Source organism: Paracoccaceae bacterium (genome assembly GCA_033344815.1).
GTDB lineage: Bacteria > Pseudomonadota > Alphaproteobacteria > Rhodobacterales > Rhodobacteraceae > Roseobacter.
Map to the genome: position 1 here is coordinate 2,579,180 of JAWPMR010000001.1, position 21,096 is coordinate 2,600,275.

The following is a 21,096-nucleotide window of genomic DNA, read 5'->3' on the forward strand; positions in this document are numbered from 1 at the left end:
CTTCAGGCCACCGCTCCCAACACATATCAAAGGACCAGAACATGGCCCCCATAGTACTCATCTCCGACAAACTCTCCGAAGCGGCCGTACAGATCTTCCGTGACCGCGGTATTGATGTCGATTTCCAACCCGAAATCGGCAAGGATAAGGAAAAACTGGCCGCCATTATCGGGGACTATGACGGCCTGGCGATCCGGTCGGCCACCAAAGTCACCCAAAAAATCATTGATGCGGCAACCAACCTTAAGGTCATCGGCCGTGCAGGCATTGGCACCGACAATATCGACAAGGACGCTGCATCGAAAAAGGGCGTGATCGTCATGAACACGCCTTTCGGCAACATGATCACAACGGCGGAACACGCGATTGCGATGATGTTTGCCGTCGCGCGCCAGATCCCGGAGGCCTCCGCGTCCACCCACGCCGGTAAGTGGGAAAAATCCAAATTCATGGGTGTTGAACTCACCGGTAAAACACTGGGCGTCATTGGTGCCGGCAACATTGGCGGTATCGTTTGTGACCGCGCCCGTGCACTGAAAATGAAAGTTCTGGCTTATGATCCGTTTTTAGGTGACGAAAAAGCTAAGAAAATGGGCGTTGAAAAGGTTGAGCTCGATGGCCTTTTGAGCCGTGCTGATTTCATCACGTTACATGTGCCAATTACGGAGCAAACCGCGAATATCCTGAGTGCTGAGGCCATTGCCAAAACCAAACCCGGCGTGCGCATCATCAATTGCGCGCGGGGTGGATTGGTTGACGAAGACGCGCTCGCAGAAGCCCTGAAATCGGGCCATGTGGCCGGTGCCGCCTTTGATGTTTTTGCCAAGGAGCCTGCCAACGAAAACCCTCTGTTTCACTTGCCAAATGTTGTGTGTACGCCGCATTTGGGGGCCGCAACGACAGAAGCGCAGGAAAACGTGGCCCTTCAGGTGGCGGATCAGATGTCGGATTACCTGTTGACTGGCGCCGTGACCAACGCGCTGAACATGCCATCCGTCACCGCCGAAGAGGCCAAGGTCATGGGACCTTGGGTGAAACTGTCCGGGCATCTGGGCAGTTTCATTGGCCAAATGACCGATGAACCAATAAAAGCCATCAATATCCTGTATGACGGCGCCGTGGCCGAAATGAACCTGGAGGCGCTCAATTGCAGCGTAATCGCCGGTATCATGAAAATGGTAAATCCGGATGTGAACATGGTATCAGCGCCGTTTATCGCAAAAGAACGTGGCATCCAAATCTCCACAACCAATCAGGACAAATCCGGCGCTTTCGATGGCTATGTCAAGGTGACGGTGGTAACGGCCAAGCGCGAGCGATCAGTGGCTGGGACGGTTTTTTCTGATGACAAACCCCGTTTCATTCAGATCAAAGGCATCAATATAGACGCCGAAATCGGTGAGCATATGTTGTATACCACCAACGAGGATGTGCCGGGTATCATTGGCACACTCGGTCAGACGATGGGCGATAATGGCGTCAATATTGCCAACTTTACCCTTGGTCGCAATGTGGCGGGCGGCGAGGCGATTGCATTACTTTATGTGGATGACGCCGTTCCCGCGGAAGCGCGCGCGAAACTCGCCGAAACCGGTATGTTTACACAGATCAAACCGCTGCAATTTGACGTGGCGTGAGTCTCTGTTATCTGCTTCGGAGTGCTGCCCGATCATGGGCGGCACTTGGATTTTGGAAGGTCCGATATGCGCACACCGATCTACGCCATCGGCGATATTCATGGTCAGATTGACGAACTTCACCGAGTCCTGGGGCTGATCGAAGCGGACGGTGGCCCGGATGCTAAAGTTGTTTTTGTTGGCGATTATGTGGATCGTGGGGAAAACAGCCGCGCGGTGTTGCAGTTTTTGATCGATGCGCAGAAAGCCAGATGTAACTGGGTCATGATCAAGGGAAATCATGACCGTTACCTTGAGCGTTTTCTGGATGACATGACGATCCTCGACCCAGCCACCCGGCCGGATCTTTTTTGGTTTAACCCCCGTTTAGGGGGCGACAAGACGATGGCCTCCTATGGGGTAGTAGCGAAAGAAGGAATGCCTGTTGATCTCATCCATGCCGCTGCCATCAAAGCGGTTCCGCAAGACCATCGAGACTTTCTGGCGGCGTTGCCATTAATGCACAAGACGGATGATCTGTTGTTTGTTCATGCTGGTATTCGACCGAAGGTGCCGTTGGACAAACAGGTTGAAGAAGACCTGATCTGGATCAGGCAACCATTTCTGGATTATCACCGATCACACGGACCGCTGGTTGTACATGGCCATACCGCTTTGGATTACCCAGAACACTATGGAAACCGCGTAAATCTTGATGCGGGGGCCGGGTATTTTAGACCCTTGCATGCCGCGGTTTTTGAGGGCCGCGATTGTTGGCTGTTGTCAGATGCGGGGCGTAAACCTTTGAGGCCTTAGAGCGGCCAGCAGCGAGAACCATCCCAAGATGCCCTGCCCATGATGGCTGAGGTTCTTTTGGTCTGCGAACACCAGCAACTTGATGATTTTTTGAGGGCTAGGAGGTGACTGAAGCACCCACTGCAGCGGCAATTCATCCAGTAACAGCCAATAATAACCGTAATACACCTGCGGCGATAACCAGACAAAAAACCAAAATAGGACGAGTGCTATTAAAATGCGCGCGGCCCCGTTGTGACCGCGCGTTAGGCATCTGACCAAGACAGTCATGGCGACGCAAAGCAGCACAGACAGGACTCCCAGTCCAATCTGTCCCGGCAATGAAAGCGTGAAAAAGCTGTCCTCTGCGTAGATATTGACTACTCCGTCCAGTCCAGCACGACCTTACCGGAACCGCCCGACTTCATTGCCGCGAATCCTGCCTCGAAATTATCCACGTCAAAACGATGGGTTATGACACGGCTGACGTCCAAGCCGTTCTGCAACATGGCAATCATCTTGTACCACGTCTCGAAGATTTCGCGCCCATACACACCCTTGATGGTGATCGCCTTAAAAACGATGCGGCTCCAGTCCACCGGGCTTTTGCCGGGTGGTATACCCAACATTGCGATCCGCCCGCCCATGGTCATGGCCTCGACCATCTGATCCAGCGCGTGCTGATTGCCAGACATCTCCAGACCCACATCGAAACCCTGCTTCATCTTCAAACCGGCGACGATTTCCGCCAATTCGGCCTCTGCAACATTCACCGGAATCACATCAGCCACGCGCGCCGCCAGATCAAGTCGTTCCGGGTTCACGTCTGTGATCACCACATGTCGCGCGCCGACATGGCGTGCCACGGACGCGGCCATGATCCCAATGGGTCCGGCCCCTGTGATGAGCACATCCTCTCCCACCAAATCAAAACTGAGCGCGGTGTGAACAGCATTGCCAAGCGGGTCGAGGATCGCACCGATATCATCCGAAATCTCATCCGGCAAAGGCACGACATTGAAAGCCGGCAGTTTCAGGTATTGCGCAAAAGCGCCTTGTTCGTTCACGCCGATCCCACGTGTTGCGGGATCAAGGTGAAATTTTCCGGCACGGCTTTGGCGGGAAGTTTTACCAATTAAATGCCCCTCACCCGAACAACGCTGACCTATTTCCAGATCGGTGACATTGCGGCCCACTTCAACGATTTCACCAGCGAATTCATGGCCGGTGATCATTGGCACAGGCACTGTCTTTGCCGCCCAATCATCCCAGTTCCAAATATGAATATCTGTGCCACAAATGCCCGTTTTGTTGATCTTGATCAGCACGTCATCAGGTCCGATTTCTGGCACCGGCGCATGGGTTAGCCACAACCCTTCACGGGCGTGAAGCTTGGAGAGGGCTTTCATTTCATTGCTCATCAGATCACTCCGCAGGCTTTGCCCGCCACTTCAAATGCCTTTAGCGCGCGGTCCAGTTCATTGCGCGTCAAGGCCGCGTTCATTTGGGTTCGGATCCGTGCTTGTCCCCGCGGCACCACCGGGAAAAAGAACCCGGATACAAACACGCCCTCTTCAAACAATCGCGCGGCCATGTCCTGGGCCAATTGCGCCTCGCCCAGCATCACCGGGATGATCGGGTGCTCGCCCGGCAAAAGATCGAAGCCCAACGTTTCAAGGCCTGCACGCCAGTACGCCGCGTTTTCAAATAATCGTGTGCGGAGGTCCTCGCCATTTTCGACAAGATCCAGCGCCTTGATCCCCGCTGCCACAATAGATGGCGGCAAGGAGTTGGAAAACAGATAAGGTCGCGCGCGTTGGCGCAACAGGTCAATAACAGGCTGTGGCCCCGCGATGTATCCCCCGATTGCACCGCCCAAAGCCTTGCCCAAGGTTCCGGTGAGAATATCGACGTCGACACCCGCATGGGCCGGGGTGCCAGCACCCTTGGGACCCATGAATCCGGTGGCGTGGCAATCATCGACCATGACCATAGCGTCGTATTTCTCCGCCAAATTGTGAATATCAGACAGGTTCGCAAGAGTGCCATCCATGCTGAACACGCCATCGGTTGCGATGAGGATAAACCTTGCACCTTCGGCGCGCGCGAGTTGCAATTGACCCTCCAGATCCGTCATATCGGAGTTGGCATATCGATACCTTTTCGCTTTGCAGAGCCTGATACCGTCAATGATCGACGCATGATTTAAAGCATCTGATACGACGACGTCCTCAGGCCCCAGCAAGGGTTCGAACAGTCCACCGTTTGCATCAAAGCAAGCCGCAAACAGGATCGAATCGTCTTTGCCCAGAAACGCGGCCAGCTTTTGTTCCAGTTCACGGTGAATGTCTTGCGTGCCGCAAATGAAGCGAACCGATGCCATGCCAAAACCACGCGGGTCCATCGCACTCTTGGCGGCGGCGATCAAATCCGGATGGTCTGCCAAACCCAGATAGTTGTTGGCACAAAGATTAATTACCTCGCGTTGACCAACAGAAATCTGTCCACCCTGTGGAGAGGTAATCATGCGTTCGCGTTTCATCATCCCATCCGCTTCGATTTGAGCGAGGGTTTCAGTGATGTGATCCAGATATTCGTGCGTCATGATGCGACTCCTTTGTCGCACATATCTAACATGACGGACAATAATCCGAAATAGGGGATTTTCATAATAGTGGAATTTTTCCGATATATCGGATTTTAAGCGTCCTGAACGACTAAAAACGCCCGCACTTCACCCCCTGCGGCCGTGATGCGATGCGGGACGTCAGCGGAATATCGCGCCGTGTCACCTGCGTTCAGGGAACTGGTCGCGTCGCCACTGGTGACGGTCAGACTGCCAGAAATCACCGTTAAATGCTCCCGCGCGCCCCGTGTGTGCGGCTGGCTGTCCAATAGCCCACCCTGCGCGATGGTCAGCTCATATACTTCATGCTTACCGGCATCTTCGGGTGGGGACAGAATGCGAATTCGGCATCCGGAACCAAGGTTATCAATGGTCGGCACTTCTTCAGCACGCAATGTTTCAATTTGCGCGATTTTGGGCGAACCGTCCAACAACCCCGCAAAATCGACCTGCAAAGCGCGGGTCAGGTTCCACAGGGTCGCAATTGTCGGGCTGCTTTCGCCCCGCTCAATCTGACTGACCATGGAACGAGACACGCCAGACAGTTTTGCAACCGCGTCGAGCGACAAACCCTGTGTCCGCCGCGCGTCTTTGAGCCGTGCAGGCAGTTGGGTCAATATAGTGTTGTCAACATCCGTCATGGCGGAGGCTTCGCCGATATGCAGGATTCTGTCAATTGGAATCGGCGTCCTGACGGTACGTCGTTGCTGACATCCGCGCAATCAGCCAACATAAACGGTACAAACACATCAGGGGAGATCGTCATGACCAAGGAAATCGTCATTCTGGACGGTGCGCGCACCGCAATCGGGACATTTGGCGGATCGCTCGCGGCGACGCCCCCTATTGAACTGGGCACCGTCGCCGCCAAAGCGGCTCTGGAACGGTCTGGGGTGGAGGGCGCGCAGATCGGTCATGTGGCCTTTGGGCATGTGATTAACACCGAACCTCGCGATATGTACCTAAGCCGGGTCGCAGCCATGCAGGCCGGCGTGCCCAACACTGTGCCCGCCATGAATGTGAACCGGTTGTGCGGTTCTGGCGTGCAGGCAATTGTTTCGGTGATGCAGTCCCTGATGCTCGGAGACGCCAATTTTGGGCTGGCCGGTGGCGCAGAAAACATGTCGCGTTCTCCGTTCGTAATACCCGACCAACGCTGGGGCGCCAAAATGGGGGATATCCGAACGCTGGATATGATGCTCGGCGCGCTGAACTGTCCCTTTGGCACCGGGCACATGGGGGTTACGGCCGAAAACGTCGCCAGTGAACATGGAATTACCCGCACAGATCAGGATAGCTTTGCCATCCAAAGTCAGACGCGCGCTGCAGCCGCCATAGATGCAGGTCACTTTGCGAGCCAGATCACCCCTGTTGAGGTGCGTGTGCGTCGTGACACGGTTGCATTTGATGTCGATGAGCACCCCAAAGGCACAACGCCCGACGCGCTCGCTGGATTGCGCCCGGTTTTTCAGAAAGACGGTTCCGTTACGGCGGGAAATGCCAGTGGCATCAATGACGGCGCGGGTGCGCTTGTTTTGGCTACAGCGGAGGCGGCTGAAAAAGCAGGGCTCAAACCCAAAGCACGGATTTTAGGCTATGCCCACGCAGGCGTCCGGCCAGAGGTCATGGGTATTGGTCCAATTCCAGCGGTTGAAAATCTGTTGAAACGCACTGGCCTCAGCGCAGGCGATTTTGATGTGATTGAAAGCAATGAGGCCTTTGCCGCGCAGGCACTGGCGGTCAGCAAGGCCCTTGGGCTGGATGGTTCAAAGGTCAATCCTAATGGCGGCGCAATTGCCTTGGGCCACCCGGTCGGAGCGACCGGTGCAATCATTACCATCAAAGCGCTCTATGAACTGGAACGGATACAGGGTTCAAAAGCGTTGATCACCATGTGCATCGGTGGCGGGCAGGGTATCGCGCTGGCGATTGAACGACTGTGATCAAAAAAACAAGTCCGCGATAATCAGACAAGCGGCCCCGCCAACCCCAATGAAGGTCCCCAATACCACGGCCAGAAAAACGCGTTCAGCCAATTGGTATTTCGCTGATGGCAGCGCGGGGTTGTTTTGTTTGATCAGCGCAGCCTCCACCATCCCTGGCAAACGTGGTCCAAAGCGTGCAATGACCCGCGCCGTATTGGCAAGATCTGTCAGAACGGCTTTGGGACCAATGGATTTGGAGATGTAATCCGTGACGATCGGGCTGGCGACCTGCCAGATATTGATCTGCGGATTCAGCGAGCGCGCCACACCTTCGACCACCACCATCGTGCGTTGCAACAGGATCAGTTCCGTCCGGGTTTCCATGCCAAAGCGTTCCGTCACTTCGAACAAATAGTTCAGCAAACGCGCCATGGAGATGTGATTTGCATCCATTCCAAATATAGGTTCACCCACGGCGCGCAACGCTCGCGCAAACTCGTCCACATCCTTGTCGGCGGGTACGTATCCGGCCTCAAAATGCACCTCTGCCACGCGCTTGTAGTCCTTGCGGATGAACCCAAACAGAATTTCCGCATAAACGCGACGGGTGTATTCGTCGATGTGGCCCATGATTCCAAAATCATAGGCAATGATGTTCCCATTTGGCGCAACCTTGAGGTTGCCCTGATGCATATCCGCGTGAAAGTAGCCATCGCGCAGCGCGTGTTTCAGGAAGAGTTGTAACACCCGTTCGCTCAGGGCGATGCGGTTGTGACCTGCCGCATCAATCGCGGCATTGTCTCCCATCGGCGCGCCGTCTGCCCATTCCAAGGTCATGACCCGACGCGCGGAGTATTCCCACTTGATCAATGGCAGCTGAAAACCGTCGTCGTTTTTGGTATTGGCAGCAAATTCAGAGGCCGCAGAAGATTCCAACCGCAGGTCCAGCTCGCCGCGCACAACACCATCAAAGTGTTCGATGACTTCCATGGGGCGCAGGCGACGCGATCCGGGCGAAAAGATTTCTACCATGCGGGCAGCGAGATAGAATGCATCAACGTCTTTGCGAAATGCTTTTTCAATGCCGGGCCTCAGAACCTTTACCGCGACCTGTTCATTGGTCGACGCCAACGTGGCCTTGTGGACCTGTGCTATCGAGGCCGCCGCGACAGGTTCGCTGAATTCAGAGAAAATCTGATCCACAGGCAGTCCAAGTTCGCTTTGCACGGCGGATTTTGCTTCTTCAACCGGGAAAGGCGGCAACTTGTCTTGCAAGACCCGCAATTGGATCGCGAGCTCATCGCCCACCACATCCGGGCGCGTGGACAGGATTTGCCCGAACTTGATGTAGGCCGGTCCCAGCGCGGTCAGCGCCCGCGTCGCAGGAGGCATGGCCGGATCCCCGGCATAGCCGAGCCATTTGAACGGCAGACCCAGCGCGCGCGCCACGAATCGCAATGCAGGCGGCGCTTCAAACGCGTCCAGAACAACACGCATCGCCCCGGTACGTTCCAGCGTCGCACCCGTTCTGATCAGGCGCCAAATATTGTGCGGGCCGCGCATATTAGAGCTTCCAACCGGAATGCAGCGCCGCAACGCCCATTGTCAGGTTACGATATTTGGCATTTCCAAAACCCGCATCGCGCACCATCTGCAAGAACGTCTCTTGATCCGGAAAATTGCGGATCGATTCCACGAGGTATTGATAACTGTCGCGATCATTTGCGATCATCTGCCCCATGCGTGGGATCACATTGAAACTGTAAAGGTCATAGGCCTTTTGCATCATCGCATTGGGCAATTGACTAAACTCCAGCACCATCAACCGCCCACCCGGACGCAAGACACGGAACGCCTCAGTCAAGGCTTCCTGTGGGCGGGTCACGTTTCGAATGCCAAAGCTGATGGTGTAAACGTCAAAAGTATTGTCCTCAAACGGCAGTGCCATGGCATCCCCGACAATCCAGTCCAGGCTGTCCTGCATCTGTTCGGCTTCAGCACGCTTGCGCCCCTCGATCAGCATGGGCTCCGTCAGATCCAACACCGTCGCATGCCCGGATCCCGCGCGTTTCAGGAACCGAAACGATATGTCACCGGTGCCACCGGCTACATCCAGCAGTTTCTGACCGGCACGCGGCGCGAGCCAATCCATCATCGCGTCTTTCCACAGACGGTGAACGCCGCCCGACATCACATCATTCATGATGTCATATTTACTGGCAACGGAACTGAACACACCCTGCACGCGCCCGGCCTTTTCGCCCTCAGGCAAGGTTTCAAACCCAAAGTGGGTGGTTTTGTCACTGTCGTCGCTCATGGGGTCTTGCGGTCCTTGCTGTTTCCCCATTGTTATAGGCTTCACGGGCGGATGCACAATGCGGCCCGATTGTCGCGGGGGGTTGATATCTTGGACGGGGTCGAAGAGGTTTCGAATGTCGCCAAACGACTGATGTCTTTTAGTATTTCCAGCAGTGATTTTGATTTCGTCGTCACAACGGGCATAAACGCCATCTTTGTCATCACGGTTCTCGAAAACGACCTGTCCTACTCTTTGCCAGCTTTCGCTATTCTTTTGACAATACTGTTATGGCATCAGTCACTCAGCCGGGTCGAGCGCTGGTCGGAATTCGGGATCAAGTCGCGCAACTTCGTAAGACAGCTTGTGAGCCACAAATGGAAAGACCTGCATACGGTGACAGGCCGTAGGAAATCTGGAAAGGCATTGATTTTCAAATACTTTGGTCGCATAGAGGTTATCCCGTTGAGTTATCAGAACTTCAGCCGTCTGGTGCCTACCGATTACGCGACAATCACGCGCCTTGCCGAACAAAAACTGGAAGCAAATGCCTGAGCTTCCTGAAGTCGAGACTGTCCGGCGTGGATTGAGCCCTGCTATGGAAGGCGCAGTGATTGCGCAGGCCGACGTGAACCGGCCCGACCTGCGCTGGCCATTTCCCGACGATATGGCGGCGCGGCTCACCGGCAAGCGGGTCGAACGCCTGCGGCGGCGGTCAAAATATATTCTGGCCGATTTGTCTTCTGGTGAAACGCTGCTTGTGCATCTGGGAATGTCAGGGCGCATGATGGTATCAGGCGATCCCCTCGGGCAGTTCGTGCACAAACACCCCGCACCCGAAAAACACGACCATGTTGTTTTTCATATGGAGAACGGCGCGCGCATCACGTTTAACGATCCCCGCCGGTTTGGCGCGATGGACCTCATGGAGACCGCGACCGCAGAAGCACATAAGCTTTTGGCGGTTTTGGGACCTGAGCCATTGGGCAATGATTTCCACGAAGCGCATCTGATATCAGCGTTCAGAAACAAGATGACTCCGGTCAAATCCGCGCTTTTGGATCAGCGACTCGTCGCGGGGTTGGGCAACATTTATGTCTGCGAAGCCCTGTTTCGCGCAAAAATCCGCCCCACTCAAAAAGCTGGCAAACTCTCTAAACCTAAGGTTGCGCGTCTCGTTCCGATCATCCGGGAGGTCCTTTCTGATGCCATTCAGGCAGGGGGGTCATCCCTGCGTAATTTCCGGCAAGCCGATGGAGAGCTTGGATATTTTCAGCACAGCTTTGATGTCTATGGCCGCGAAGGAGAGCCATGCAAAACATCGGATTGTACAAGCAAAATTACCCGAATCGTACAGTCGGGACGTTCGTCTTTCTATTGTGCGCAATGCCAAAGATAGCTTGAACCCCGCCAAACAGGTGTTATTGACTCGAAATTCCAGACAACAACCGAGAGCTTCTTTAATGGCCTATGAAACGATCATCGTTGATGTAGAGAACCATGTCGCCCAGATCACGCTGAACCGACCAGACGCCCTGAACGCCCTGAATGACGAATTGATGAAAGAACTGGCCGATGCGCTTACTGCGGCACAGGCCAACGAAAAGGTGCGCTGCATCATCATCACCGGTTCGGAAAAAGCCTTCGCTGCGGGCGCCGACATCGCCATGATGAAGGACAAGAGTTTTGTCGAGGCATTCTCCGGAGATCTGTTCACGCCTGAAACAGAGCAGATCATGCGTGTGCGCAAGCCGATTATTGCGGCTGTGTCCGGATACGCTTTGGGGGGAGGCTGCGAACTGGCGATGATGTGTGATTTCATCATCTGTTCGGAGACCGCAAAGTTTGGCCAGCCGGAAATAAACCTTGGCGTCGTGGCGGGCATTGGCGGCACACAGCGCCTGACTCGCATTGTCGGCAAATCCAAAGCGATGGATATGAACCTGACCGGGCGTTTCATGGACGCCGAAGAGGCAGAACGTTCCGGTCTCGTCTCCCGCGTGGTGCCGTGTAAAAAGCTGCTCGAAGAAGCGCAGAACGCTGCACAGAAAATCGCCGAGAAATCCACGGTTTCCGTTATGGTCGTCAAAGAGGCCGTGAACCGTGCCTACGAGGTTCCGCTGCGTGAAGGACTTCTGTTTGAGCGCCGTATGTTTCACGCGCTCTTTGCAACAGAAGATCAATCCGAAGGTATGTCTGCGTTCCTTGAAAAGCGTGAAGCTCAGTTTCGCGACAAATAGGACACATAACGTGTGTCGCAAACCCGGGTTGGCATCGCCCGCGGTCTAAAGATTTGAAGTCTTCTCTCCGGGTTTGAGGCGCTTGACCAATGATCCGCAGGTTTCGATGATACCTTTCAGCCGTTCTTCGAGGCGGGTCATTTCAAGCGTGGATGATTTCAGCGTTTCGCTTTGATCCCCTAGATCGGCCAGCTTGTTATAGATGGACTCACTAGTTTGTGTCTGGGCTTCGGCGTTCGAAACCACCTGCCGGAGGGTATCCAGCAAGTCCGTGGCCGCGGCGGTGTCGTCGATCTTTTCCAGGCTGTTGTCCAGATCCACGATCGAACTGCGTACTGCATCAAACCATTCGTTTGACAGGCGCGGTTCTTTTTTGGCGCTCAGCATTGCGTTGCGCTCCAATTGCCTGACACCGGACACCACGTTATCCACCGTCTGGCGCAAGTTGCCCTGCACAGCAATGATGTCATCATTCGCCACCACCACTTTGCTAAGAACTGTATCCAATTCAGAAACAATGCCGGTGATCCGGTCCAGAAAGAGGTTGAGGTCACGTGCAAGAACACCAAATTCATCCGATGTCCGAATTTCTGCGCGATGATCCAGCCGCCCATATGCCCGCGCCAGATTGCTGACAACTGATCTCAGTTCCAGCAACGGCTCCATCCGTGCGCGCAGGATGAGAAACAACAAAAGCGAATGAAGCAGGATTTTCCCGGTAGCAAGAATGCCGGTGAGTTGCACCTCTTTGAACCAGATAGCAAAGTCGCGGTACAGGTAATTGCGCACGGTCACGGTCCCCAGTACATCCCCCACCGTCGCCTGATAATGGCATGCGAGACAAAATTCCTCCGCGACGATGTCGATCTGATGGGCACGGAACCGACCCTCCGGCCAGTTGTCAGCAGGAATACCCTGCGGCGTAAAATCAAAGCCCTCTTCAATGGAGCGCACCGTTACGGGTGCAGGTTCGATGGCAATCGCGTATCCCAGTGCGGACCAGTTTTCCTCCAGGATGGGATACATCGTGCGGGCTGCGACCGGGCCACCTTCATTGCGCATGATGGATCTGACGTTATCCGCCAGGTCTTCAGCGACGGCTTCCGCTTCTTCAGCGCCGTCAAAATGATAGTTGTAATAGACCAGCCCCGCTTTCAAGGAGAACTCGACCACTGTGACAATCACCAGAACGACAAAAAAGTCACGGATCATGTGTACGAGGAAAGACTTGTCAAATCTGCCAATCGACGGGCTGTTCTGATCAATCATGCGGGCACCTGTTTTAAGACAAGTGACGACCTAGCGTTGTATCCTTCCATTTAAAGTAGCGCGTGATGCCACCACGCCTCCCAGAGCAATCCGCCCTAAACGCCCGGGTGGTCGGGCGGTCCCTTCAAAGTCCATCGCAATTTACTTTATCTCACAGCAAAAACACGTGACCCGACTTGATCGAAAAACTGCACGTGATGGTTTTTCGGTTAAGTGATCACGGTTGCTTTCTGAAGCGATCCACATCGTTCGGCAAGGAATGTGATACCGCCGTTCAGTCCATACATTGAACGCGTCGTTCTATTGCCAAAAGAAGTCGAAACACATCTTTCATGAACAAATGAATTGCGGTTTGCAATATCGTCAAAAATCTCTATACGCCTCCGCATACATGCGCGTGCAGCCCGCTTCGGCTAGAATCATCTTTGGTTGACCATCAACCGGATCGGCTTGGCATCGTGCTAAAGAGTTACAAACTGATCTGAGAAAAGGTTCCGCACACATGGCAAATTCGCCACAAGCAAAAAAACGCGCCCGTCAGAACGAAGCCCGTTTCCAAGTCAACAAAGCACGTCGTTCGCGCATCCGCACTTTCCTGCGCAAAGTAGAAGAAGCCATCGCATCCGGAGACAAGGACGCAGCTGCGGCAGCATTGAAAGCCGCACAGCCCGAGTTGATGCGCGGCGTCAGCAAAGGCGTTTTTCATAAAAATACGGCGTCGCGCAAAGTATCGCGCCTGTCTTCTCGCGTGAAAGCGTTGGGCTAAGCCAGCCACGCCCAAAGGTTAACAAGAGTGACCTAAAAGGTTAACAAAAGCGCTCCGACTGGAGCGCTTTTTTGCATTTTTGAGACACTTCCCGCCGAGCTCAGAGATTCTTTTCTGAAAAATCAGAGTCAAGAATGAAGTTCAGTTGCCGTGCCGCCAACGAACTTGCTACCAGTATAGGGCGATTCATTTCGCCTTGGGGGGACAGGCTCTGAATGTCATATTCGCGCTGCTGCGATCACTAACGGCATGAGGAACTGGGTGTTGCGTTTTGCGTGACACATTCAGTCTGCAAACGTTGCTACAACAGCGTTGCGCCCTGTCACAGTACATACGGACGGTGTCGTCTGACAAGATAATGGACCTCCTTTTCTTTGGGGTCCAATCGGTTGGATTTTGCCTAATCTGTAAATGTCGGTGGGTGGCATTCCGTTTTCTGTAAGGGGCGGGTGATGCACCTCATTGGCAAACGGAAAAAAACTCGGGACCCCAAAAATGGGGACTGGCTTGAACTGGGAACGCTAGAGGGAAAACAGGTCTAATATGACTAAAGAACAATGGGGGCAGTTGAGGCAACGACTGCTTAAGACTGTAGGGCAAAACAACTATACGAACTGGATTGAACCAATCGAGTTTCGCGCCAGCGCAGACGGGATCGCAACATTCGATGTTCCAACCAATTTTCTGGGGAACTATGTGAACCAGAACTTTGCGGACCTGATCCTGCATGAGTTGAAGGCCGAAGATCCTGAAGTACGCCGCCTGCGTTTCGCTGTTCCCGTTATGGCTGAAGCACATTCCGAGGCGGCTCCCGCCGCGCCTGAATCCGCGCGCCCGGTTCATCGGAACACGGGCAGTTCCATGGCAACAGCCCCTCTGGACAAGCGTTTCACTTTTGACACCTTCGTTGTCGGCAAACCCAACGAACTGGCCCACGCTGCCGCCCGTCGCGTTGCCGAAGGCGGCCCCGTCACCTTTAACCCGCTGTTCCTTTACGGAGGCGTCGGCCTTGGTAAAACCCACCTGATGCACGCCATTGCACATGAATTGCGCCAGCGTCGTCCCGACATCAATGTGCTGTATCTTTCGGCCGAACAGTTCATGTACCGGTTTGTTCAAGCGCTGCGCGACCGCAAGATGATGGACTTCAAGGAAATCTTCCGCTCCGTGGATGTGCTCATGGTCGATGATGTCCAATTCATCGCCGGCAAGGGCAGCACGCAGGAAGAATTCTTTCACACGTTCAACGCGCTGGTGGATCAGAACAAGCAGATCATTATCTCCGCCGACCGGGCGCCGGGCGAAATCAAGGACTTGGAAGATCGCGTAAAGTCGCGCCTGCAATGCGGATTGGTTGTGGATTTGCACCCGACGGATTACGAACTGCGCCTTGGGATTCTGCAAAGCAAGGTCGAGCAACAGCGCTTGAACTATCCCGGTCTGGAAGTTGAAACCGGCGTGCTGGAATTCCTTGCGCATCGTATTTCCACCAACGTGCGTGTGCTTGAGGGGGCATTGACCCGTCTGTTCGCCTTTGCCTCTTTGGTCGGCCGCGAGATCAACATGGAACTCACGCAGGACTGTCTTTCTGATGTGTTGCGTGCTTCTGAACGCAAAATCACCGTGGAAGAGATTCAGCGCAAGGTGTCGGACCACTACAACATCCGTCTATCTGATATGATTGGTCCGAAACGGTTGCGCAGCTATGCACGCCCACGACAGGTCGCGATGTATCTGTGCAAGAAAATGACCAGTCGGTCTTTGCCCGAAATCGGACGCCGTTTTGGCGGACGCGATCACACGACGGTCATGCATGGCGTCAAACGCATCGAGGAACTCAAGGTGCAAGACGGCCAGATCGCCGAAGATCTGGAGATGCTGCGCCGCGCGCTGGAAGAATAGTCACTCAAAAGACCCGCTGACCTTCAAAGTGGTCGCGGGTCTTGACGCCCCCATCTTTCCAACACACAAAACAACAAAAGTCTTGTGAAGTCGGTGGAACCGGGTAGTTTGCCTTTCCCGACTGGTGGGAAGGATGACAAAATCATGAAGATCAGTATCGAACGTGCCGCCCTGCTGAAAGCGGTGTCTCAAGCGCAGTCCGTTGTTGAACGACGCAACACAATCCCAATTCTTGCAAATGTGTTGATTGAGGCAGAAGGCAGCGATGTCACTTTCCGCGCCACTGATCTTGACATCGAGGTTGTGGATAAAGCTCCGGCTCAGGTGGAGCGTGCTGGGGCAACCACGGTTTCTGCCACAACACTGCATGAGATCGTGCGCAAGCTGCCTGACGGTGCGCTGGTAACACTGACAGCGGATGGCGCAACGGGACGGCTGACCGTTGACGCGGGCCGCTCGAATTTTTCTCTGGCGACGCTGCCAAAGGAAGATTTCCCGGTCATGGCCTCCTCGGAGTACGCGTCGAACTTCTCTGCATCTGCCCCGGTTTTACGACGGTTGTTTGACAAATCGAAATTCGCGATCTCAACAGAAGAAACACGGTACTATCTGAATGGGGTTTACATGCATGTCTCTGACGCGGACGGCGGTCAGGTCTTGCGGTGCGTGGCAACGGACGGTCATCGTCTGGCACGTATTGATGCCGATTTGCCGGAAGGTGCCTCAGAAATGCCCGGCGTTATTGTACCGCGCAAAACTGTTGGCGAATTGCGCAAGTTGCTGGACGATGATGACATGAAAATCGCCGTTTCGGTTTCCGAGACGAAGATCCGCTTTGCGACTCCCGACATCACGCTGACCTCAAAAGTTATCGACGGGACGTTCCCTGATTACACAAGGGTTATCCCGCAAGGTAACACCCGCAAGCTTGAGGTCGACGCAAGTGATTTCGCCAAAGCCGTGGACCGCGTTGCAACGGTGAGTTCGGAACGCTCACGCGCAGTCAAACTACAACTCGACGAAGATCGTCTCATTTTGTCCGTGAACGCCCCCGATAGCGGTGCTGCCGAAGAAGAACTGGCCGTCGCCTACAACGACGAACGTTTGGAAATCGGCTTCAATGCAAAATACCTGTTGGAAATTGCCAGTCAGGTAGATCGCGAAAACGCGGTGTTCATGTTCAACTCCTCGGGCGATCCTACTTTGATGCGCGAAGGCAATGACCTGTCAGCAGTCTATGTTGTCATGCCGATGCGCGTTTAACCCATCACATCGCCCACAACATTAAGGTGATGTCGTGACACTGGCGCTGACATCTCTGACGCTTTCGCATTTCCGGTCACACAAACTGGGACGTATATCTATAGATGCGCGCCCGGTTGCGCTGTTTGGGGCCAACGGTGCAGGTAAAACCAATGTGCTTGAAGCTGTTTCACTTTTTTCGCCGGGGCGCGGTTTGCGGCGGGCCAGTGCTGAGGACATGACACGACGCCCGGAGGCTCTGGGATGGAAGGTCACAGGCCTGTTGCACTCCTTGCACCAGATGCATGAAATCGAAATCTGGTCGGAAAACGGTGCTGCCCGTCACATCAAGATTGACGAAAAAACCGCACCGCAAACAGCATTGGGCCGAATTGCGCGGATACTATGGTTGATCCCCGCGATGGATCGGTTGTGGATCGAGGGCGCTGAAGGGAGACGGCGTTTTCTGGATCGTACGACCCTGAGTTTCGAGCCAGGCCATGCGGAGGCGTCTTTGGCCTATGAACGCGCCATGCGGGAACGCAATCGTCTGCTCAAGGATCAGGTACGGGACCCCGCGTGGTATAATGCGCTCGAAAGTCAGATGGCGCAGTCAGGCGCGGTAATAGACTTCAACAGACGGTCCGCCCTGGCCCAGTTGGCCGCAGCACAACAAGATGCCGAAACCGCTTTTCCCGCTGCCGATCTGACCCTCACCCATCCTGACAACGACTTGCCGGAAACCGAAGAAGACTTGCGCCTGGCCTTTGCGGAAAATCGAAACCGGGACATGGTTGCCGGGCGCAGCCTGATCGGGCCGCACCGGGCTGATCTTCTCGGATTCTACAGTGCAAAGGATGTCCCGGCCAGGGATTGCTCCACGGGTGAGCAAAAGGCGCTGCTGGTATCCTTGATCCTTGCCAATGCGCGGGCCCTGTCGCGGGATTTTGGCGCGCCGCCATTGCTGCTGCTGGATGAGGTCGCCGCGCATCTGGACGCAGACCGCCGCGCAGCACTTTATGATGAAATCATCGCGCTGGAGGCGCAAGCTTGGATGACAGGCACAGGTGCTGAGCTTTTCGACACTCTCAGAGACCGCGCGCAATACATTGAGGTCAGTGAGACCAATGGTATTTCACAGATATCAACGCCGCGATGACAATCACACTGTCTGATCTTCTGCTCTATTCCGGCGCTCTTGTGATCCTGTTTTTGACGCCCGGCCCGGTTTGGCTGGCGCTGATGGCGCGCGCTCTGTCGGGGGGATTTCAGGCCGCGTGGCCGCTTGCGCTGGGTGTCGCAGTCGGCGATATCGTCTGGCCCCTTGTTGCCATCCTTGGCATTTCGTGGATCTTGTCAGTATTCGATGTTTTCATGACCGTGCTGCGATGGGTGGCCTGTGGCGTTTTCATCCTCATGGGCGCGCTCTTGATCAAGCATGCGCACCAGAAAATCAGCGCCGACAGCACCCTGACCCGCCCCGGTCTCTGGCCCGGATTTCTGGCCGGAATGGTGGCAATTTTGGGAAACCCCAAGGCTGTACTGTTCTATATGGGCGTCCTGCCCGGTTTTTTTGATCTGCGCGGCGTGACCCTTCTGGACATTGGTGCAATCCTTGGTGTTTCGGTCGCAATTCCGATGATCGGCAACTTGATACTCGCGGCTTGTGTGGGCCATGTCCGCAGTATCATTACTGCGCCTGACACGCTCGCGCGCATCAATATCACCTCTGGCGTGCTCCTGATTGCGGTTGGTATGCTTATTCCCCTGATCTGACACAAAATATTGTGCCAACTGCGTGACAACCCCGCCCAAAAAACGTATAAATTGGCAAAAATACGAAGGTGTAGCGGCATGTCCGACAACGATCAGGCGCAAGAAGAATACGGCGCTGATTCCATTAAAGTTCTCAAAGGCTTAGAGGCAGTTCGAAAGCGTCCCGGAATGTACATTGGGGACACTGACGACGGGTCGGGCCTGCACCACATGGTGTATGAGGTGGTCGACAACGGGATTGACGAGGCGTTGGCGGGTCATGCGGACGCCGTAACGGTCACAATTCACGAAGATTCCTCGGTTTCTGTCAGCGACAACGGTCGCGGTATTCCTGTGGGAATTCACGAGGAAGAGGGCGTATCGGCCGCCGAAGTGATCATGACCCAGCTGCACGCGGGCGGCAAATTTGATAGTAACTCGTATAAGGTTTCTGGCGGGTTGCACGGCGTTGGTGTTTCCGTCGTGAACGCGCTCAGTGATTGGCTGGAATTACGTATCTGGCGCGGCGGCCAAGAGCATATCGCGCGTTTTGAAGGCGGATTTACGACGAAGCACCTCGAAGTCATCGGTCCAACTGAACGCAGCGGCACCGAAGTGCGGTTCATGGCTTCGACAGAGACCTTCTCAAATCTGGATTATTCCTTCGAGACACTTGAAAAACGGTTGCGCGAACTGGCGTTTCTGAACTCCGGAGTGCGCATCATTCTGACGGACGAGCGCCCGGCAGAACACCTGCGCTCAGAACTTTTCTATGAGGGTGGCGTCAAGGAGTTCGTTAAATATCTGGACCGTCACAAATCCTCCGTGATGCCCGAGCCGATCTTTATCACCGGTGAAAAAGACGACATTGGCGTCGAGGTCGCGATGTGGTGGAACGACAGCTACCACGAGAATGTGCTGCCTTTCACCAACAACATTCCGCAACGCGACGGCGGCACACATATGGCGGGCTTTCGCGGCGCCCTGACGCGAACCATCAACAACTATGCGCAATCCATCGGCATCGCCCGTAAGGAAAAGGTGAGCTTCACCGGGGATGATGCGCGCGAAGGTCTGACTTGCGTATTGTCGGTCAAAGTGCCGGATCCAAAGTTTTCGTCCCAAACCAAAGACAAGCTGGTTTCCTCAGAAGTTCGACCCGCCGTTGAGGGCATGGTGAACGAGAAACTGGCCGAATGGTTTGAGGAAAACCCCGCTGAGGCCAAGGTCGTTGTGGGCAAGATCATCGAGGCCGCACATGCCCGCGAAGCCGCGCGTAAAGCGCGCGATCTGACGCGGCGCAAGACGGCGATGGATGTGAATTTCCTGGCTGGGAAACTCAAGGATTGTTCCGAAAAAGACCCCTCCAAGACCGAAGTCTTTCTTGTGGAGGGTGACAGCGCCGGCGGCTCCGCCCAAACGGGTCGGGATCGGCAAACGCAGGCAATTCTACCTCTCAAGGGTAAAATCCTGAATGTAGAACGCGCGCGCTTTGATCGGATGCTGGGGTCGCAAGAGATTGGCAACCTCGTTATGGCGTTGGGTACCGGCATTGGACGCGATGAATTCAACATCGACAAACTGCGCTATCATAAGATCGTCATCATGACGGATGCCGATGTGGACGGCGCGCACATTCGAACACTTTTGTTGACGTTCTTTTATCGGCAAATGCCACAACTTATTGAGAACGGGCATCTCTATATTGCGCAACCACCGCTCTATAAGGTGTCTCGCGGGAAATCCGAAGTTTACCTGAAAGATCAGGCAGCTATGGAAGACTACCTTGTCCAGCAAGGCATTGACGGCGCCATGCTGAAACAAGGAAACGGTGAAGAGATCACTGGCGCAGATCTGTCCCGCGTTGTCGATCTGGCGCGTCAGATGCGCCGTGTGCTTGAAGCCTTTCCAACCCACTACCCGCGTCATATTCTTGAACAGGCCGCGATCGCCGGGGCCTTCACACCCGGTGTTGTGGATGCTGATCTTCAAGGTACGGCTGACAAGGTTGCAGCGCGCCTGAACCTGATTGCTGCCGAATATGAACGCGGTTGGCAAGGGCGGATCACACAGGATCACGGCATTCGGTTAGCTCGTATTCTGCGCGGTGTGGAAGAAGTGCGTACACTCGATGGCCGTATCCTGCGCGGTGGCGAGGCCAAACGCACCGGCGGGTTTACCCAGAGCCTGCAAGATGTTTACAGCCTGCCCGCGACGCTGGTGCGTAAGGATCGTACACAATCCATTCTGGGACCCATGGATCTGTTGGATGCGATTTTGCAGGAGGGCGAAAAAGGTTTGTCCCTACAGCGCTACAAAGGCCTTGGCGAGATGAATCCCGACCAACTATGGGAAACTACGCTGGACCCGGACGCAAGGACTCTATTACAGGTGAAAGTCGAGGACATGGCGGAGGCGGATGATCTGTTCACCAAGCTCATGGGAGACGTGGTTGAACCGCGGCGCGAGTTCATTCAGAAAAACGCGCTGAGCGTCGAGAATCTCGACTTTTAGAGACCGGCATGGATAGACGAAATTGCACATTTCAGGCGCGCATTTGACGGCTGAAAGCCTTTTCTTTCATAATATTGGGACGTTTTTGAACACCATCCATCGCCCCGGAACTTGAACGGGTTTTGCACTATTTGAGGTTGCTGTCACACG

At 54.7% G+C, this 21,096-nt stretch carries 18 protein-coding genes; 12 read left to right on the forward strand and 6 right to left on the reverse strand.

Annotation, left to right across the window (positions count from 1 at the left end; translation table 11 throughout):
• Positions 1–41 precede the first annotated feature (41 nt).
• Positions 42–1,637, forward strand: coding sequence for a phosphoglycerate dehydrogenase (serA, locus tag R8G34_11990; protein ID MDW3223582.1), 1,596 nt, complete (start codon positions 42–44; stop codon positions 1,635–1,637).
• A 66-nt stretch (positions 1,638–1,703) separates the two neighbouring features.
• Entirely contained in the window at positions 1,704–2,432 is a 729-nt protein-coding gene (locus R8G34_11995; protein ID MDW3223583.1) for a metallophosphoesterase family protein, read from the forward strand.
• Positions 2,433–2,791: 359 nt separating this feature from the next.
• Here R8G34_11995 and tdh read toward each other — a convergent pair whose 3' ends face one another.
• The 3 genes from tdh to R8G34_12010 form a co-directional block, all read right to left on the reverse strand.
• Positions 2,792–3,832, reverse strand: a complete 1,041-nt coding sequence (gene tdh, locus R8G34_12000) for an L-threonine 3-dehydrogenase (GenBank protein ID MDW3223584.1) — start codon at positions 3,830–3,832, stop codon at positions 2,792–2,794.
• Positions 3,832–5,016: a glycine C-acetyltransferase gene (locus R8G34_12005; protein ID MDW3223585.1), complete on the reverse strand. Its 1,185-nt coding sequence runs from the start codon at positions 5,014–5,016 to the stop codon at positions 3,832–3,834. The genes tdh and R8G34_12005 overlap by 1 nt, the downstream gene beginning before the upstream one ends.
• 95 nt (positions 5,017–5,111) lie before the next feature.
• Positions 5,112–5,678, reverse strand: coding sequence for an XRE family transcriptional regulator (locus tag R8G34_12010; protein MDW3223586.1), 567 nt, complete (start codon positions 5,676–5,678; stop codon positions 5,112–5,114).
• Positions 5,679–5,801: 123 nt separating this feature from the next.
• Here R8G34_12010 and R8G34_12015 point away from each other — a divergent pair, with 123 nt between their 5' ends.
• On the forward strand, positions 5,802–6,980 hold the full coding sequence (locus R8G34_12015; protein MDW3223587.1) for an acetyl-CoA C-acyltransferase family protein: 1,179 nt from the start codon (positions 5,802–5,804) through the stop codon (positions 6,978–6,980).
• Here the strand turns inward: R8G34_12015 and ubiB are convergent, their stop codons facing one another.
• The gene (gene ubiB / locus R8G34_12020) at positions 6,981–8,525 is read right to left on the reverse strand and encodes a 2-polyprenylphenol 6-hydroxylase (protein MDW3223588.1); all 1,545 of its coding nucleotides are present in this window, start codon (positions 8,523–8,525) and stop codon (positions 6,981–6,983) included.
• Between the two features lies 1 nt (position 8,526).
• Positions 8,527–9,279: a bifunctional demethylmenaquinone methyltransferase/2-methoxy-6-polyprenyl-1,4-benzoquinol methylase UbiE gene (ubiE, locus tag R8G34_12025; GenBank protein ID MDW3223589.1), complete on the reverse strand. Its 753-nt coding sequence runs from the start codon at positions 9,277–9,279 to the stop codon at positions 8,527–8,529.
• A gap of 51 nt (positions 9,280–9,330) precedes the next feature.
• On the opposite strand from ubiE, the gene R8G34_12030 reads away from it, so the two are divergent.
• The 3 genes from R8G34_12030 (at position 9,331) to R8G34_12040 (ending at position 11,498) form a co-directional block, all read left to right on the forward strand.
• On the forward strand, positions 9,331–9,813 hold the full coding sequence (locus R8G34_12030; protein ID MDW3223590.1) for a hypothetical protein: 483 nt from the start codon (positions 9,331–9,333) through the stop codon (positions 9,811–9,813).
• Positions 9,806–10,657, forward strand: coding sequence for a bifunctional DNA-formamidopyrimidine glycosylase/DNA-(apurinic or apyrimidinic site) lyase (gene mutM / locus R8G34_12035; GenBank protein MDW3223591.1), 852 nt, complete (start codon positions 9,806–9,808; stop codon positions 10,655–10,657). Before R8G34_12030 ends, mutM begins: the two co-directional genes overlap by 8 nt.
• Before the next feature lie 64 nt (positions 10,658–10,721).
• Positions 10,722–11,498, forward strand: a complete 777-nt coding sequence (locus R8G34_12040) for an enoyl-CoA hydratase (protein MDW3223592.1) — start codon at positions 10,722–10,724, stop codon at positions 11,496–11,498.
• 45 nt (positions 11,499–11,543) lie between these two features.
• On the opposite strand, the gene R8G34_12045 is transcribed toward R8G34_12040, so the two are convergent.
• Positions 11,544–12,767: a methyl-accepting chemotaxis protein gene (locus R8G34_12045; GenBank protein MDW3223593.1), complete on the reverse strand. Its 1,224-nt coding sequence runs from the start codon at positions 12,765–12,767 to the stop codon at positions 11,544–11,546.
• A 502-nt stretch (positions 12,768–13,269) separates the two neighbouring features.
• On the opposite strand from R8G34_12045, the gene rpsT reads away from it, so the two are divergent.
• From rpsT to gyrB, 6 genes are all read left to right on the forward strand, one after another.
• The gene (gene rpsT / locus R8G34_12050) at positions 13,270–13,533 is read left to right on the forward strand and encodes a 30S ribosomal protein S20 (GenBank protein MDW3223594.1); all 264 of its coding nucleotides are present in this window, start codon (positions 13,270–13,272) and stop codon (positions 13,531–13,533) included.
• A 543-nt stretch (positions 13,534–14,076) separates the two neighbouring features.
• Positions 14,077–15,435, forward strand: coding sequence for a chromosomal replication initiator protein DnaA (dnaA, locus tag R8G34_12055; protein ID MDW3223595.1), 1,359 nt, complete (start codon positions 14,077–14,079; stop codon positions 15,433–15,435).
• A gap of 144 nt (positions 15,436–15,579) precedes the next feature.
• Complete coding sequence (gene dnaN / locus R8G34_12060; protein MDW3223596.1) at positions 15,580–16,698, forward strand: DNA polymerase III subunit beta; 1,119 nt, start codon at positions 15,580–15,582, stop codon at positions 16,696–16,698.
• Positions 16,699–16,732: 34 nt separating this feature from the next.
• Complete coding sequence (gene recF, locus R8G34_12065) at positions 16,733–17,836, forward strand: DNA replication/repair protein RecF (protein ID MDW3223597.1); 1,104 nt, start codon at positions 16,733–16,735, stop codon at positions 17,834–17,836.
• Positions 17,833–18,453 (forward strand): LysE family translocator, encoded by a 621-nt coding sequence (locus tag R8G34_12070; GenBank protein ID MDW3223598.1) that lies wholly within the window; start codon positions 17,833–17,835, stop codon positions 18,451–18,453. The genes recF and R8G34_12070 overlap by 4 nt, the downstream gene beginning before the upstream one ends.
• Before the next feature lie 78 nt (positions 18,454–18,531).
• Positions 18,532–20,946, forward strand: coding sequence for a DNA topoisomerase (ATP-hydrolyzing) subunit B (gene gyrB / locus R8G34_12075; protein ID MDW3223599.1), 2,415 nt, complete (start codon positions 18,532–18,534; stop codon positions 20,944–20,946).
• Positions 20,947–21,096: the final 150 nt, after the last annotated feature.